This is a genomic window from Enterobacter wuhouensis (assembly GCF_035835995.1).
GTDB classification, from domain to species: Bacteria; Pseudomonadota; Gammaproteobacteria; order Enterobacterales; family Enterobacteriaceae; genus Enterobacter; species Enterobacter wuhouensis.
In genome coordinates this window covers 3,600,814-3,617,948 of the sequence record NZ_CP142124.1, presented here as the reverse complement: position 1 = coordinate 3,617,948, position 17,135 = coordinate 3,600,814, and the positions used below count along the sequence as shown (strand labels likewise).

Annotated in this window: 14 protein-coding genes; all 14 read left to right on the top strand. The window is 52.3% G+C overall.

Features of this window, described 5'->3' with window-relative positions:
• Positions 1–27: 27 nt before the first annotated feature.
• The 14 genes from tssC (at position 28) to VPX56_RS17170 (ending at position 17,133) form a co-directional block, all read left to right on the top strand.
• Positions 28–1,563, top strand: coding sequence for a type VI secretion system contractile sheath large subunit (tssC, locus tag VPX56_RS17235; protein ID WP_326467903.1), 1,536 nt, complete (start codon positions 28–30; stop codon positions 1,561–1,563).
• 13 nt (positions 1,564–1,576) lie between these two features.
• Complete coding sequence (gene tssK / locus VPX56_RS17230; protein WP_263611327.1) at positions 1,577–2,917, top strand: type VI secretion system baseplate subunit TssK; 1,341 nt, start codon at positions 1,577–1,579, stop codon at positions 2,915–2,917.
• Positions 2,914–3,588 carry a type VI secretion system protein TssL, short form gene (gene tssL / locus VPX56_RS17225; protein WP_326467900.1) on the top strand — a complete coding sequence of 225 codons (675 nt, stop codon included), beginning with the start codon at positions 2,914–2,916 and terminating at the stop codon, positions 3,586–3,588. Before tssK ends, tssL begins: the two co-directional genes overlap by 4 nt.
• Positions 3,588–5,261, top strand: coding sequence for an OmpA family protein (locus tag VPX56_RS17220; protein WP_326467898.1), 1,674 nt, complete (start codon positions 3,588–3,590; stop codon positions 5,259–5,261). The genes tssL and VPX56_RS17220 overlap by 1 nt, the downstream gene beginning before the upstream one ends.
• A gap of 5 nt (positions 5,262–5,266) precedes the next feature.
• Positions 5,267–5,758, top strand: a complete 492-nt coding sequence (hcp, locus tag VPX56_RS17215; RefSeq protein WP_029883904.1) for a type VI secretion system effector Hcp — start codon at positions 5,267–5,269, stop codon at positions 5,756–5,758.
• A 160-nt stretch (positions 5,759–5,918) separates the two neighbouring features.
• Positions 5,919–8,570: a type VI secretion system ATPase TssH gene (gene tssH / locus VPX56_RS17210; RefSeq protein ID WP_326467895.1), complete on the top strand. Its 2,652-nt coding sequence runs from the start codon at positions 5,919–5,921 to the stop codon at positions 8,568–8,570.
• Positions 8,567–10,924, top strand: coding sequence for a type VI secretion system Vgr family protein (locus VPX56_RS17205; protein WP_326467893.1), 2,358 nt, complete (start codon positions 8,567–8,569; stop codon positions 10,922–10,924). Before tssH ends, VPX56_RS17205 begins: the two co-directional genes overlap by 4 nt.
• A 6-nt stretch (positions 10,925–10,930) precedes the next feature.
• On the top strand, positions 10,931–11,476 hold the full coding sequence (locus tag VPX56_RS17200; protein ID WP_326467891.1) for a DUF3828 domain-containing protein: 546 nt from the start codon (positions 10,931–10,933) through the stop codon (positions 11,474–11,476).
• 73 nt (positions 11,477–11,549) lie between these two features.
• The gene (locus VPX56_RS17195) at positions 11,550–12,020 is read left to right on the top strand and encodes a DUF3828 domain-containing protein (protein ID WP_326467889.1); all 471 of its coding nucleotides are present in this window, start codon (positions 11,550–11,552) and stop codon (positions 12,018–12,020) included.
• A 342-nt stretch (positions 12,021–12,362) separates the two neighbouring features.
• Positions 12,363–14,720 (top strand): hypothetical protein, encoded by a 2,358-nt coding sequence (locus tag VPX56_RS17190; protein ID WP_407655155.1) that lies wholly within the window; start codon positions 12,363–12,365, stop codon positions 14,718–14,720.
• The gene (locus tag VPX56_RS17185; RefSeq protein WP_326467886.1) at positions 14,717–15,334 is read left to right on the top strand and encodes a hypothetical protein; all 618 of its coding nucleotides are present in this window, start codon (positions 14,717–14,719) and stop codon (positions 15,332–15,334) included. The genes VPX56_RS17190 and VPX56_RS17185 overlap by 4 nt, the downstream gene beginning before the upstream one ends.
• 64 nt (positions 15,335–15,398) lie before the next feature.
• Positions 15,399–16,004, top strand: a complete 606-nt coding sequence (locus tag VPX56_RS17180) for a hypothetical protein (RefSeq protein ID WP_326467884.1) — start codon at positions 15,399–15,401, stop codon at positions 16,002–16,004.
• Positions 16,005–16,253: 249 nt separating this feature from the next.
• Positions 16,254–16,802, top strand: a complete 549-nt coding sequence (locus VPX56_RS17175) for a hypothetical protein (RefSeq protein WP_326467882.1) — start codon at positions 16,254–16,256, stop codon at positions 16,800–16,802.
• Between the two features lie 67 nt (positions 16,803–16,869).
• A complete protein-coding gene (locus VPX56_RS17170; protein WP_111465610.1) occupies positions 16,870–17,133 on the top strand; it encodes a PAAR domain-containing protein in 264 nt (87 codons plus the stop codon).
• Positions 17,134–17,135 lie beyond the last annotated feature (2 nt).

Here is a 17,135-nt window from a genome sequence, read left to right as displayed (position 1 = left end):
TTTAATGGATTAACCGGGAATATGCTGATGTCTGTAAATTCTGAAAACGCCTCCGCACAGGGGCAGACCACCGTACTGGAAAAAGAGAGCGTTTATGCCTCCCTGTTTGAAAAAATCAACCTGACTCCGGCTTCCAGCCTGGGTGATATTAACGCGTTTCTGGATGATGCGGCGCTGTCTGACGCGCCGGCTGGCGAGCGCCTGACGGCGGCGATGCAGGTATTTATGGACTGTATCCGCAAGTCCGGTCAGCAGGTTGAGAAACTCGACAAAACGCTGATTGACCACCACATCGCGGAGCTGGACTTCCAGATCAGCCGCCAGCTGGACGCGGTGATGCACCACCCCGAGTTCCAGAAGGTGGAATCCCTCTGGCGCGGCCTGAAGCAGCTGGTGGACGGTACCGACTACCGCCAGAACGTCAAAACCGAAATTCTGGACGTGTCTAAAGACGATCTGCGCCAGGACTTTGAAGACGCGCCGGAACTGATCCAGAGCGGACTCTACTGGCACACCTATACCGCTGAATATGACACCCCGGGCGGTGAGCCGATTGGCTCGGTGATCTCCTCCTATGAATTCGACGCCAGCCCGCAGGACGTGGCGCTGCTGCGCAACATCTCTAAGGTGTCTGCTGCCGCGCACATGCCGTTTATCGGCGCCGTCGGGCCGAAATTCTTCCTGAAAGACTCCATGGAAGAGGTCGCCGCGATTAAAGACATCGGCAACTACTTCGATCGCGCCGAGTACATCAAGTGGAAGTCCTTCCGCGACACCGACGATTCGCGCTATATCGGCCTGGTGATGCCGCGCGTGCTGGGGCGTCTGCCGTACGGTCCGGACACCGTGCCGGTGCGCAGCTTTAACTATGTCGAGCAGGTGAAAGGCCCGGATCACGAGAAATACCTGTGGACCAGCGCGTCGTTCTCCTTCGCCTCCAACATGGTGAAGAGCTTCGTCAATAACGGCTGGTGCGTGCAGATCCGTGGCCCGCAGGCCGGTGGTGCGGTGAAAGATCTGCCGATCCACCTGTATGACCTCGGCACCGGTAACCAGGTGAAAATCCCGTCTGAGGTGATGATCCCGGAAACCCGCGAGTTTGAATTCGCCAACCTGGGCTTTATCCCGCTGTCTTACTACAAGAACCGCGACTACGCCTGCTTCTTCTCGGCGAACTCCGCCCAGAAACCGGCCCTGTACGACACCGCCGACGCGACGGCGAACAGCCGTATCAACGCGCGCCTGCCGTACATCTTCCTGCTGTCGCGTATTGCGCACTACCTGAAGCTTATTCAGCGCGAAAACATCGGCACCACCAAGGATCGCCGTCTGCTGGAGCTGGAGCTGAACACCTGGGTGCGGGGTCTGGTGACGGAAATGACCGATCCGGGCGACGAGCTGCAGGCTTCCCACCCGCTGCGCGATGCGAAGGTGGTGGTGGAAGATATCGAGGACAACCCGGGCTTCTTCCGCGTGAAGCTGTTTGCGGTGCCGCACTTCCAGGTGGAAGGCATGGACGTGAATCTGTCTCTGGTAAGCCAGATGCCGAAAGCGAAAGCGTAAGGCGGGAGCAGGGATGAAAATTTATCGTCCGCTGTGGAACGAGGGGGCGCTGCTGTCCCCTCAGCAGTTCCAGCAACAGTCTGAATGGGAGGCCTTTCGCAGCGCGGGCGTTGCGGCTCTCTCATCGCCATTTGCGTGGGGCGTAGAGCGGGTTGAATTTGATGAAAGGCTGCTGGTTTCGGGCCTTCTTCAGGTTACATACCTGCGGCTCTGGCTGCCTGACGGCACGCTGGTAGACACAACGGTCAGCGATTTGCCGCCGGAGCCGCGCGAGCTCGGGACCTCGCAGTATTCGGACGCGGTTACGGTGGTGATCGCCCTTCCGCTCATGCAGTACGGGCTGAACAACGTGCAGCAGGAATCGGTTTTGGCAGACCGACCGCTCCGCTATCGGGAAGAGTGGGTCAATATCCAGGACGCGTTTGGCAGCGAGGAGGAATCCGTTGCTGTCGCCCGCTATAACCTGGCGATCCGTTTTGAACATGAGGATAACGCTTCGTGGCGGTGCTGCCCGGTTGCGCGTCTGATTCGCGACGGACAAGGGTGGCGTCAGGATCCGGCATTCATTCCGCCAATGGCACTGTTCTCTTCAAGCCCGTCGATGAGGGAAAGACTGGTGCTGCTGAACCGCCAACTGCGCTCCCGTCGCCAGCGCCTGATGTCCATGCGTCGTGAAAGCAACGAGCGTCTGGCAGATTTCGCGGTGGCAGACGTCTCTCTGTTCTGGCTGCTCAATGCACTGAACTCCCATGCAAGAGTACTGACGGAATTTGAACGTTTTCCCGATCGTCATCCAGAACAGGTGTGGGCGGAGCTTGCGCGTCTGGCCGGCAGTATGCTGACGTTTTCTCTCGACAGCGATTTGGACGCCATTCCCGGCTATGACCATGCTGCACCCGAAAAAACGTTTCCGCCACTGTTTGAACTGATTACCGGCCTGCTGGAAGCCAGCCTGCCGTCACGAGTGATTGCGCTGGAGATGTCCAGACCGGACGAGCAGACATGGAAAGCCTCGCTGCACGATATTCGTCTGCGCGAAGAGGCCGATCTTTATCTGTCCGTCAGATCTGACGTTCCTGCGTGGCAGGTAGCAGAGAAATTCCCGGCGTTGTGTAAGGCGGGTTCACCGGATGATGTCAGTGCTATTTCGTCAGTCGCCCTGCAGGGGATCCCGCTTATTGCAGTTAATCGCGTTCCTGCAGCGCTGCCGGTACGGATGGAGAATCAGTACTTCGCGCTGGACATGGAAAGTGCTGCCGCCCGGGACATGCTGGAACAGGGCATTTGCATGTTCTACGTGCCGGCGCTGTTGGGAAGGCTTGAGCTAGAACTGTTTGCGGTGCTGCGGTCATGAGAAAAGACATTGATATTGATGAACTGATGGCGGAAACCTGGCTCACCGTCACTCTGCTTCAGCAGGGGGCAACGACGCCAGATGGTGATGTGCTTTATGAAAAGTGCTCTAAGCACGTAGAGAGTGTGCGCGAAGTGCTGGATCGTGCTGGATACGACGAGGCCAGCATTGAACATATTTCCTACGCACAGTGCGCGTTGCTTGACGAAGTGGTCATGAGCAGAGCGCCGAGCGAGGGCAATGATATTGAGGCAGGTCAGGCTGCCTGGCGAAAAGCGCCGTTGCAGGCCCGCTATTTTGGTTCATTACACGCAGGCGAAGCCCTCTGGGATCGTATCGCAGAGGTGTTGCGCCAGCCCGCGCCGAATATGGCCGTTCTGACCTGTTTTCACCGGGTGATCGCGCTGGGCTTCCGCGGATTGTACAGCATAAGCTCTGTCAGTCAGTCGCAGCGCGAAGAGGTGATCAAGGCCCTTGCTGAGCGAGTGCCGCCTCTGGACGCGGATATCTCTCTGGTTGTGCGCCGGACCGGAAAGCACCGCTACAGCCTGCTGCGTTCAGTATGGTTCTGGGTTGCTGCGGCTGTTGTGGTTACGGGCATTGTGTGGTGGGGAGGGCACCTCTGGCTTCAGTCACTGTTGTCAGAGCAGTTACCGGAGTTACCTCACTAATGCGTAAATCAGCCCTGGTATCTCTGGTCTTTCACGTTCTGGCGGGTGTTGCGGCGCTCGTATGGCTGCTGTGGGGATTCATACCGGCAGGCACGCTGTTAAAAATCATCATGACGGTGTGCATTGTTGCGCTAGCTCTCTGGCTGGTATGGAAAAAAGGTCGCCCCGGTCAGAGGGTGGCGGAGGGGGAAACATCCCTCTGCGATCTCCCGCTTTTTGATGCCGGTGGGCCCGTTGTTCTCGTGTGTGGGGATGAGCTGGACGCATTATTCAAGGGACAAACGCTGCGCAAAACCGCGCAGGGCTGGTGGCTGCGGGTGAATGACGTCAACAGGCTGAGCGACATTGTTCGCGATATTCACGAACAGCAGCCGCGTCATACCGGACAGATCTCCGTTATGTATTCCTGCCAGCCTGACAGGCATCAGGATGAAGCCGTGCTGAGAGCATCCCTGAAAGCGTTACGCCAGCAAATGAAGCAATTGAGTCAGATAGCCGGATTTCCCGTGCCGGTCATTCTGAGCGGCGAGTTTTCCGGCCCGGAAACCCCATGGCTTGTTGTGCGTAGCGACAAACCGGTTGTTTATCCGGTCGATGAGACGCCGCAGGCTCTGGATGACTGGCAACAGGAAAATCATCTGGCGCTGATGCCAGTCCTACGGGAAGCGTTTGCTTTTATGCGCACCATCCTGATGGATGAGCTGGCAAAAGAAGATCGGCTCTTTCCGGCGGTTTATCCGTTTGCGGTCGCATTTCGAAGTGGGAAGGTATCTGGTGACGCGTCTTCGCTGTGGTCGCACCACCTGTGTCGTCTGACGCATTTAATTTTGCCGCAGGCAGTTGGAACATCTGAAGTTTCGGGGCGTTTTCCGGACGCGGTGTTGCCGATTCTTGCGCCTTACTGCGCTCCCGTACAGGGGGGACAGAGAACTCGTCGTCTCGTCTTATGGATTCTGGCATGCGCTCTGACTGCGTTGGTTTTTTCCGCCGTCAATAACGCGGCGCTGATTCGCCAGGTAGGAATGGATTTGCAGCGCTGGTATGCCATACCCATGAACCACTACGAGCCCAAAGCGCGGTCGCTTGTTGCACTTAAACAAGATGCCCTTCTGCTGGAGCGCTGGCAGCGGCAGGGGGAACCCATCAGGTATGCTTTGGGATATTACCCTGACCAGCGTTTATGGCTGGCATTACAGCAGGCGATTGACACGTATGTGCCCCCTCCGGCACCTGCGCCAAAGCCACAGCCCAAAATTATCCGCCTCGACAGCATGTCGCTCTTCGACACCGGGAAATGGCAGCTGAAGCCCGGCTCGACGAAGCTGCTGGTGAACTCGCTGGTCGGCATTAAGGCAAAGCCGGGCTGGCTGATTGTGGTGGCGGGCCATACCGACAGCACGGGCGACGATAAATCCAACCAGGTGCTCTCCCTGAAACGTGCTGAGTCGGTGCGCGACTGGATGCGCGATACCGGCGACGTGCCGGAAAGCTGTTTTGCGGTGCAGGGCTACGGTGAAAGCCGCCCTGTCGCCACCAACGACACGACAGAAGGCCGCGCGCTGAACCGCCGTGTCGAAATCAGTCTGGTGCCGCAGGCGAATGCCTGCCAGCTGCCGGGCAACACACCCGCGTCATCGCAGGATGATGACGTCTCAAAAAATGAAATGGAGTAATTAACATGGCAATTCCTGTTTATCTGTGGCTGAAGGACGACGGCGGCGCGGACATTAAAGGTTCCGTGGACGTGAAGGACCGTGAAGGCAGCATCGAAGTGGTGGCGCAGGAGCATAACCTGTACATCCCGACCGACAACAACACCGGCAAGCTGACCGGCACGCGTATCCACACGCCGTTCCTGTTCACCAAGGAAATCGACTCCTCCAGCCCGTACCTGTACAAGGCGGTGACCACCGGTCAGACCCTGAAATCGGCGGAGTTCAAATGGTACAAAATCAACGACGCGGGCCAGGAAGTGGAGTACTTCAACACCAAGCTTGAGAACGTGAAGCTGGTGAAGGTGAATCCGAAGATGCACGACATCAAGGATCCGGCTTTCGAGAAGCACAACCACCTCGAGCAGATTGAACTGCGCTACGAAAAAATTACCTGGACCTATAAAGACGGCAACATCATTCATTCCGATTCCTGGAACGAACGTACTACCGCTTAACGGCCCGAAGCAGACGGTTATCCGTCTGCTTTTTTTGCTGAGCGCCCGTTCTGACGGGCCCTGAGCAAAAACACACAATCTGCCTGCCTGACCTGATGCGCTTTGGTATGTCTACAGCGACGGGCGGTAGCGTGCCCGGAACTGATAAAGAGAGAATCTCATGGAAAACCCAGCCATCCTGTTACGCCGTCTTAATCCCTACTGCGCCCGCGCGATGGAAGGTGCCGCCTCCCTGTGCCAGACCCGCGCCCATGCGGAAATCCTGCCCGAGCACTGGCTGCTGAAGCTGCTGGAGCAGGGCGAGGGCGACCTGACGGTGCTGGCCCGCCGCTACGAATGGGATATGGATGCGATATGGCAGGCCCTGCTGGGGTTTATGGACGCGCTGCCGCGCTCGGTGCGCAGCCGCCCGCAGCTCTCGGACGGTATTCAGGCCCTGATGCAGGACGCCTGGCTGCACGCCTCGCTGGCGGGCGAGGCGCATATCCGCAGCATTCACCTCCTGATGGCGCTGGCGGAGAAACCGTCCCGGGTACGCTGCGATGGCCTGTGGCCGCTGCTGACCCTGGCGCAGAGCCAGCTTGAGCGCCTGCGCCCGCTGCTGGATGCGCAGTCGGACGAGCGTCCGGAAGTGCAGCAGGAGGCGGAACTGGCGCAGGGCGGTGAGGTGGAGTTTGTCGGCCGTCCGGTGAATTCCGGTATAAAGGAAGGGGAGCTGAACCCGGCGCTGCAGAACGCGCTGGACAAGTTCACCCTTGACGTTACCGCCCGCGCCCGGGAGGGGAAAATCGACCCTGTGTTCGGCCGCGACAACGAAATCCGCCAGATGGTGGATATCCTGTCCCGCCGCCGCAAGAACAACCCGATACTGGTCGGCGAGCCGGGCGTCGGCAAGACCGCCCTCGTGGAGGGGCTGGCGCTGCGTATTGCGGACGGCAACGTGCCGGACGCGCTGAAGCCGGTCACCGTGCGCACTCTCGACCTCGGCCTGCTGCAGGCGGGGGCGGGGGTCAAGGGGGAGTTCGAGCAGCGCCTGAAAAACATCATTGAGGCGGTGCAGCAGTCGCCGCTGCCGGTGCTGCTGTTCATTGATGAAGCCCACACGATTATCGGGGCGGGCAACCAGGCGGGCGGGGCCGATGCGGCCAACCTGCTGAAGCCGGCCCTGGCAAGAGGCGAACTCAGAACCATCGCCGCCACCACCTGGAGCGAGTACAAGCAGTACTTCGAGCGCGACGCCGCGCTGGAGCGCCGCTTCCAGATGGTGAAAGTGGACGAGCCGGACGACGACACCGCCTGCCTGATGCTGCGCGGCCTGAAGTCGCGCTACGCGGAGCATCACGGTGTGCACATTACGGATGAAGCGGTGAAGGCGGCGGTTACCCTCTCCAGACGCTACCTCACCGGCCGCCAGCTGCCGGACAAGGCGGTGGACCTGCTGGACACGGCCTCCGCCCGCATCCGCATGAGCCTGGATACGGTGCCGGAACAGCTGACCTGTCTTAAAGCGCAGCTCACGGCGCTGGATATGGAGAAGCAGGCGCTGCTGGAGGATATCGCGGTGGGCAACTGCGCGCACGGCGAACGGCTGGCCGCCATCGAAAAGGATGAAATCCGCATCATCCTGCAGCTCGACGAGCGGGAAACGCAGTACGGCCGGGAGCTGAAACTCACGGAAGAACTGCTCGCCTGCCGCACCGATATCTCCCGCCAGGCGGACATTGCCGACCTGCAGAACCAGCTTGTCGCCGTGCAGCAAAATGCCCCGCTGCTGGGGCTTGACGTGGATGCGCGCACCGTCGCCACGGTCATCGCCGACTGGACCGGCGTGCCGCTCTCCTCTCTGATGAAGGACGAGCAGACGGAGCTGCTGAGCCTTGAGAATAACCTCGGCAAACGCGTGGTGGGCCAGGACGCGGCGCTGAACGCCATCGCGCAGCGACTGCGCGCCTCGAAAACAGGGCTCTCGCCGGAGAACGGCCCGCAGGGCGTGTTCCTGCTGGTTGGCCCGAGCGGGACCGGCAAGACCGAAACCGCGCTGGCGCTGGCGGACGAGCTTTTCGGCGGCGAGAAATCCCTTATCACCATCAACCTCTCCGAGTATCAGGAGCCGCACACCGTCTCCCAGCTCAAGGGTTCCCCGCCGGGCTACGTCGGCTACGGCCAGGGCGGCATTCTCACCGAAGCGGTGCGCAAGCGCCCGTACAGCGTGGTGCTGCTGGATGAAGTCGAGAAGGCCCACCGCGACGTGATGAACCTGTTTTATCAGGTATTCGACCGGGGATTCATGCGCGACGGCGAGGGGCGCGAAATCGACTTCCGCAACACGGTTATCCTGATGACGTCGAACCTCGGCAGCGACCACATTATGCAGATGCTGGACGAACGACCGGAGTCCACTGAATCAGACCTGCATGAGCTGCTGCGCCCGCTGCTGCGCGACCACTTCCAGCCCGCGCTGCTGGCGCGCTTCCAGACGGTGGTTTACCGCACGCTGGCACAGGACGCCATGCGAATCATCGTGGGCATGAAGCTGGAGCAGGTGAGCAAACGTCTCAACCGTCACTACGGAATGACAACCCATATCAGCGAAAGCCTGTCCGATGCGCTGACCGCCGCCTGCCTGCTGCCGGATACCGGGGCGCGCAACGTCGACAGCCTGCTTAACCAGCAGATTCTGCCAGTGCTGAGCCAGCAGCTGCTGAGCCATATGGCGGCGGGGCAGAAGCCGCAGCATCTGACGCTGGGCTGGGATGAGGAAGAGGGGATTGTGCTGGCATTTGACGAACAAGCAGAAGGAGAAGCGTCATGAACAGTTCCCTGATCAACAAGGCTACCGATGCGGTGCAGCAACTCCTGGGCCAGTCACGTTACCGGGTTGATGTTCATGACTGTGCTGAGTTTCTGGATGTGTTGCGCTACAGCGCGGTGGAATCCCTCAGCGAGCCCTGGCGGTATGACGTGGCGGTCACCTGCTCCTCTGCGGATATTGCCTGCGACACGCTACTGCTGAAACCGGCGTCATTTACCTTCCAGACCCCGGTGTTTGACGGGGCCCCGGCGCTGCCGGTCCGGACGCTTTACGGGGTGGTGGAGTCATTTCGCCGGATATCCACGTCCGGTGAGGATACCCGTTACGCGCTGACGCTGGTTCCCCGCATCGCGCTTTTGGGTTTTACAAAGGGCAGTCAGATTTTCCTCAACCAGTCGGTCACGGAAGTGGTTGAACAGGTACTGCGTAAACACGGCCTGGAAGGACCCGATTTTGAGTTCCGGCTCTCCCGGGAATATCCCTCCCGGGAGCTCATCACCCAGTGGCGGGAAACAGACCTTGAGTTTATCCAGCGCCTGCTGGCGGAGGTGGGCATTTACTGGCGCTATGAAATGGACAGCCGTCTTGAACAGGACGTGGTGATTTTCCAGGACAGCCAGCAGCAGTATGAATTTGGCGTCACGCTGCCATTGCGCAGCCAGGCCGGGATGAGTGACAGCGGCCAGGAGAGCATCTGGGATATTCAGACCGCATACAATGTGGTGAGCGGGAGTGTGGTCACCCGTGACTACAACTACCGCGAAGCGCTGACCCCTCAGGACAGCGCCGAAAGTATTTTCAGCAAGGAAGGGATCACCACCGGGGAAACGTACCATTATGCGGAACCCTTCCTGTCAGCGGGTGATACTGAAAGTACAGAGAGCGGGGCATACTTCGCCCGTCTGCGTCACGAACGCATTCTGAACGCGCAGTATCGCGTCAGCGGGCATTCCTCCAGCCCTCATCTGGCCCCGGGTCAGGTACTGGAAACAGACGGCACGTTACCCGATGCCGTGAAAGAAGGCATCCTCATCACCACGGTGCGCACCAGCGGTTCGCGCAAAAGTAGCTTTACGCTGACGTTTGAAGGGATCCCCTACAGCGAAACGGTCTGTTATCGTCCGGCACCGCTCAGTCGCCCGGTGATATCCGGTTCACTTCCGGCCCGGGTGGAAAGCACACAGAAAGGCGACACCTATTCCTGGCTAGACACGGAAGGACGCTACCGCGTGAAGCTGGACTTCGACCGCAACAGTGCTGAACAGGGGTATGCCTATCTGTGGCTGCGGCTGGCTAAACCCTATGCCGGAGATACCTACGGATTTCACTCGCCGCTTCTCGACGGAACGGAAGTGGCCGTTGTTTTTGACGGCGGGGATCCGGATCGGCCGTACATCGCTTATGCCCTGCACGATTCAGAACACCCGGACCATGTTACCAGTGATAATCATACGCGGAACGTGTGGCGCACGCCGGCGAACAATAAGCTGCGGATGGAGGATAAGCGCCAGGAAGAGCATATAAAGCTCGCGACAGAATATGGCAAAACGCAGCTGAATATGGGTCATCTGGTCAACGGTCAGCGAGAAAAACGCGGCGCCGGTTTTGAATTGCGTACGGATGAGCATGGTGCAGTACGTGCGGCAAAGGGTCTGTTCCTGACGGCGGATGCCCAGGCCAGAGCCCAGGGCCCGGTGCTGGAAATGGCCCCTGCCATCAACCAGATTAACCAGGCCAACAGCCAGATGCAGGCGCTGAACAGCGCCGCCGAAGCTGCCGGAGCCCTGGTCACTGATATCAATACCCAGATTAGTTTTGTGACCGACAAAATCAAAGACCTCCAGTCTGCGGTCCTGCTGGGTAGCGCGCCGCAGGGGGTGGCACTGACCTCAGGTGCACATCTTCAGCTCAGCAGTACCCGCAACACCATGATCAATGCAGGCCAGCACCTTGATATCGGTGCGATGAAAAATCTGTCCGTAACGGCAGAAAAAGCCCTGGGTCTGTTTGTGCATAAAGACGGGGCGAAGCTGGTTGCCAACCAGGGAGACATCGAGATTCAGGCTCAGCACAACACGATGGCCCTGTTTTCTGAAAAGCAGCTGACGGTGACCAGTAGTGAAGATGAAATTATTATCAGCACCCCGGAAACCCTGACGCTGAACGGCGGCGGGTCTTACCTGAGGCTGAGTAAGAACGGTATTGAACATGGTTCATCTGGTGAGTTCATTATGAAGACGTCTGACTATCTGGTACCAGGCACAGGCGCAAATCTCCCCAACGAAACACCTAATTTCAGCCTGACGGATATCACTCAGGAAAATAAAATGAGCAGTAAGTCATTTAATGACTAAGGGCTGATGATGGATCCATTAATTCCACATATGCGTAATGTGTTTTTATTTTCATTTTTGCTTTGTTTATCAAATTTTACACTGGCATCCGAGCAAACAAGCCCAGAAAGCATCGTGTACAATTTTTATAAGTCATATTTGAAAGAAGAATCATCGAACAACAGTCGATTTCTCAACCAATATGTTTCTGATGCATTAATGAAAAGCATTAACGACTCAATGATGTGTAGTTATGATTCTGATGATTCAGTGTCGGCAGAAGAACTCGAAGGAAAATGTACACAAAAGCGCGAATGCAAGCAGTTTAAAGGGCGTTATATTTGTAACTGGAATGGTGCTTGGGTTGATACTGATGTTGATTATTTTACAAAATCACAAGATATTTATCCTTCATGGAAAGTAAGTATCAGTACCTTTGATGTATCTCAGAAAAAGAATGACTCTTCAGTCAACGTTATTTTAGGAGCGGGTTGCGAGCTTAAAGTTAAATTTAAGGTTATTCTAGAAAGAATTGATGGGAAGTGGAAAATCACCAGCGTAACGGAACAATAATAACGTGGTCATTTTCTAAATTTCTCACCTCGACTACTCGTACAAATACCAACATATCTACGGAGAGACGTTCATGTTGAAGAAGATTGTTTTTGCTTGCTGCTTATTCTGCGTGGCCAATATAGCCTCAGCTACAGCAAACAATAGTTCAATTCCTGGGGGGGTTGTTGCAAATTTTTATCATGATTACCTTGTCGCGTCTGAAATGCCTGATATGGAATCAGCTGATAAACTAACTCAAAAAGCTATTTTTGAATATACAACTGAGCATCTCAGAAGTCTGCGGGATAATGATGAATCGGGTGCTGATTATTTTGTCGATGCCCAGGATATATGTGAAGAATGGAAAGACAGCATTAATGTGGAAACTATTTCAGAGAATGACCAAGTAGCACAAGTGAAGCTAACATTAGGATATGGTAAGGGCGTATCCCTGTATGCCATTAACCTGGTTAAAGAAAACGGGAACTGGTTAATGGATTCTGTTAAGCCCATATCTCATAGTAGTATTTATTGCCCTCGACAAGCAGAGGGGGGAGAATAAATGCTGGACAAGAATGTCGCAGTTAGTGTTTTAAACACTCAAGCCCTGGCCAGAGCGAAAATTAACGCTGAAAATTTCAAAAATGGCATAGATAAAAAACTTAAATATGGTGAGTCAAAATGTGCCCGCTATGTTAAAAAAGCATTAATCGCTGGAGGGGCATCTGCAAAAAATTCAGGAATTGAATCAGCTAAAAATTATGGCCCATGGCTGCTTGAAAATAACTTTAAAGTTGTTGATAACGCTACAACAGTGCGTACTGGCGGTGTATTCACAATTTCTGGTCAGCAAGTGGGGGATGTTGTCGTAATCCAGGCAGCACCACATCATGTGCATGGTCATATGGCGATGTTTAATGGTACACACTGGGTATCTGATTTTGTCCAGGAAAGGGGGTTCTATCCTGCCCAGATATATCGTGATCAAAACATACCCTATGCACTTTATCGTTATGGCGATAATACCACATCAGAGCAGAACGCCTCGGCTACCCAAAAAGGAAAAATTAAAATTGTTTGGCCTATTCCCTCTAACAACCGAGGCAGTGAATTTGGGAACCTGGAGGATATCCTTTCCCACCTGGATGGAGAGTCAACCGGACAATACGCTATTGGCCGTAGTGGGATGTGGCATGGCGGTATTCATATCACGCATATCACGACTCCGTGGTGTGCTCTCAGTGGCAAAGCACCTTTGGAGGCATTCGATTTCCCGGTTGCTTTCAAAGGCGAGCAGGCTATACGTTGCATGGCAGATGGGGAAATCATTGCCTATCGTGTCTGCAATGATTATATGACACTTGCCTGGGAATCCGGTCCGCTGAGTTTTTCGGGTTCATTCGTTCTGGTAAAACACTATATTCAGCCGGGTGAAAAAGAAACAAGTGGACTGCATTTCTACACCCTGTATATGCATCTTGCGCCGTATTCAGCTTATGAGGCCGAAGCAGAAAATCAGTGGGTCATTCAGGATACTCTAAGAGCATATTCTGAAATGGACTGGCTGACGGCAAAATTGACTTCAGATAAAACTTCTCCACAAATCGCCGGGCACATGCCTAAAGGGGCTAGAGTGGAGTGGGACCCAGCAGACAGCAATCTTAACGCCACAGGAAGTAACAAGAGAAAATACGGACTTGTGACGCTAAAGGGTTTACCAGAAGAAACCAGCAGTACTCTCACTCCTGGTCAGCGCTATTGGGTTGTTGTGGATAATAACAATATTAAGTCAGCGCCGGGGGCCGGTCCAGGCTGGTGGCGACACTTGCTTCCTCCCGCAAAGGAAGTCATGGTATTTGATAAAACGGTAAGTCTCAATTCACCATTGGCTATTATGGCCGGTGACCCGATTGGGCACATGGGCTACTATCAGGCACCAAAGGATGGGGGATATGAGGCGAGATATCAGGTGCATATTGAATGTACCAGCATGGATGATAACCTGGAAAAATTCCTGACCAATCCAGATAAAGTGGGGGAGAAAAACCCACTCTGGCTGAAGTATTCTCCGGGCCTTTCTCTGTACACAAAAGATGTCGCGAAAGGCACCTTCGCAAAGGGGGGAACGTCTACAACGCGGACAGGCATTCTTCCGTTGAGCAAAGTCACAACTGAAACTGATATTTCAACAAAGCAAGAATACTGGCAGCTGCGACCGGAAAATGCCTATGTGCCCAAAGGTCTGGCGGAGCCTCAACTTCTGTCACAGTATGATTTGGCAAAGTTGGGTTTCAGAACTGAAACCGTAGAGCCTGTCAGCTTTGATTACCTGGATGGAAAAAACCAGCCAGTTGGATTTTTCCGCAGCCTTATCAACTCGCTCTATGAGGCTGCGACCGGTGACACGCGAACCAGTCATGCACTGGTAAAGCATAATTATCAGCGCCTTCTTGATAAAATTGATAGTGGAAACGACCGTTACTCTCCGATGGAATACTGGAGAGCACTTCATAATCCTGACTATCGTGACGTCATTCAGAAAACAATCGTAAAACATCCCAGCGACTGGTATTTCAAAAAAGGCGATGCTATCTGGCAACCATTCCTGAATGCACTGAAGAAAGATGCTCCTGAATGGAAAAAATACAGCGAAGATTTTCTTGATAAAATGGCATGGATGCAGGATGTCACCACGGAGAAGCTAGGCCCCTCGTTATGGCATATGCATCCTATAATGTTTCTAGGGGCAATGATTCGCATAAAAAAACGACATTCGGGACTTTTCACTGTACAAGATGGGAAAGAAGCTTTACGTAAAATATATGATAAATACGGTAAAGACATGTCTGTGATAGTTGAAAGAATGTTTCGTATCGAGACCAAACACTTTACTTCTGGTCAATATCAACATTGTGGTGCTCCTGGTATGGAGGTACATGGTGCTCCTCCAGCATACGGATGGAGTTCTGACTTTTTCTCGCAACATCCAGAATATCAACCGACTGGGATTTGGAGTAAAAAAGAAGGAAGAGGGTTAAGTGGGCAGGGAGGAAATGCCCAAGTCACAGATAAGCCAAAACAATTTGTAGTATTCGATTCTGTTGAGAGTTCAATGGAATATATTGTGTACTATATTAATAAGCACGGCGGAAACTATGCCCGATGGTACTCAACCCAAGACTCAGCACAAAAACTATATAGAGAAGAATGTGGGGCAATCAAACCCAAATTCACGAATGAGTTTTCTGAGGTAAATTCATGATTAAATTTAAAGCACTTCCTTTTGTTTTGTTGACTTACTCTATCTCAGCATTTTCTAGTGTTACTGATGATGATTTTGATAGATGCTCACAATTCTTGGATAAAATAGTAGCTTCCAGTAATGCAAGTTTGATAAAAGAGTTGAAAGTGAATAGGAGTCTCATTAAAGCAGATGTTGACAGTGTCAGTGGCAATGATATAAATGCTAAAGTTCAATTCAATAAAAGTCAGTCAACTGACACTCCAGGCGAAGGCTTTCTTTTATGGGTGAAATATGATTACCTCAAATTCAATTTGGAGGATGTTACTATTGATCCAGATAATCCAGAAAAATTAAGTTTTGATAATAGATACGCGTCAGTATACCTCAACTGCCTGAACAAAAAAGTAATTTTCAAAGTCAATGGTGATTCCCGATTACAGTTTTATAAAGATGATAAATTATCAACCCCAGAAAACGGTGTATTTATCCTACCAGGGGAATATGTGGAAGTTGAAAGAAACTCAGGGAGCGCTTCGTATGTTAAATATCAAGCAAAGGACGGAGTGGTATATTCTTCCTGGGTGGATTCTAGCCGCATACAGAAATATTCCCCAGGTACCATTAAACACTAAAAACTTATTCTTCAAAGTTACTTTCTATATTGAAAGGTAGCCAGATGAAAAGCAGAGGATTGAAATGATTAAAATCATGCTATCCATCTTATTATATGGTTTCTCCTGCTATACTTTTGCTGGCGATTTTTGTTCGGAGTTGTCCAAAACAGCTGAGAAGGAACAAGAATATGTAGATCATTCTATGAACATTTATAAAGTCACATCAAAAACAAGACTTTACTTTAATAGCGTGCCGAGTGAACAATACAAGATTAACAATGCTTTTATAATTAACGGTGATGTAGTTTCAGGATACACCACTCTTAATGGATATTTGTTTGCATCATATTTCAAGAAAAATGGCGATTCGGTCGATGGATGGCTCAAACTATCAGATTTAAAAAATACCGGATATACCAGTGGTCCATCAAGTGACGAACAAACTGTTTTTAATATTATTCCAGATGTCATTAAGAAAAACGCACTGACTACAGCACCTGAAAAATGTATCAACATCAGTGGAGATGACACTGACAATAAATACTACAAATTCGCTATAACCAAAAAATCACTTGAAGAATGTAAAAACGTGCAACTCACTCCTTTTAGCATCTTGGTAAAAAAAGGGACTCAAGAAATTTACACAAATCAAGGAGATGATATTGATAAATTCTACCCAATCGAATGAAGTAAAAAATCGAATCACATAAAATACTGATTGCTATAGAAAGGAGATAATACGCCAACATCAGCCTTAGATATGATGGAATTTATGATAGGGCATTTAGGCTAACGGGCAACCTAGGTCTCACAAAAATCCACTGCGTAAGAAATATACTGAACTATTTTTCCGAAAATGAGGCATGCATTTGTAGATGAAATCAAAGGGGAGAGTAAATGAAGGCTTTATAAAAGAATAAGGGTTCTATTACTTTCGTTGTTGCCGTTGTCCATCTCCTTTGCTGCAAGCCCGGAGCAGTGCCACTCATATTTTACTGAGTTAGTGAGGAGCAGTAACTATCCATTTAATGAATGGAATGTAAAACCCAACAAAATAAAATTAATAATTGATGAAGATGATAACTCGATTATAAGCGCGAAATTAGTGATCGATACCGATGGTTCAGGCATAATTGGATGGGTTTTATTTGACAAACGCAAGGCAGAGTTGTTTAACACAACCATCGAACCAGAAAACCCAATTAAACTGACCTATAACAATGAATGCGAAAAAGCTCAAAAATATTGCCTTTCAGGTGAAGTTATTTATCAGGTTCAAAGTAAGAAGCGTGTGTGCTTTTTTGAGAGATCTGATTCCGGCATGAAAAAAACAAACACTTTTATTGTCAATGGTGATTATGTTCAGCGATTGGAAACGCAGAACAAATACACCCAAGTTTCTTATCAAACAAAGTCAGGGGCTACAGTTACAGGCTGGGTTGAGTTGGCCTCATTGAGACAAATTGACTTTAAAAGCACCTGGTAAGAAACGCACATTACATATGTAAAGCAAAAGCACCTTTCCAGGGAACTCAGAGAAATGAGGTAAATTTATGCTTCAAATTATTCGTAAAGGCGATAAAACCACTCACGGCGGTTCGGTACTGACCGCTTCAGAAACGATGAAATTCGGTGGTATCGGCGTTGCCCGTAAAGGCGACAAAGTGTCCTGCCCGGTTCCGGGACATGGCCCTACAACTATCATAGAAGGCAATCCTGATTATCTCGATCATGGTATCCCGGTTGCATTTCACGGCCACAAATGTGCCTGTGGTTGCACATTGATCAGTTCATTTGCCGCTGCAAAGGTTGCCTGATT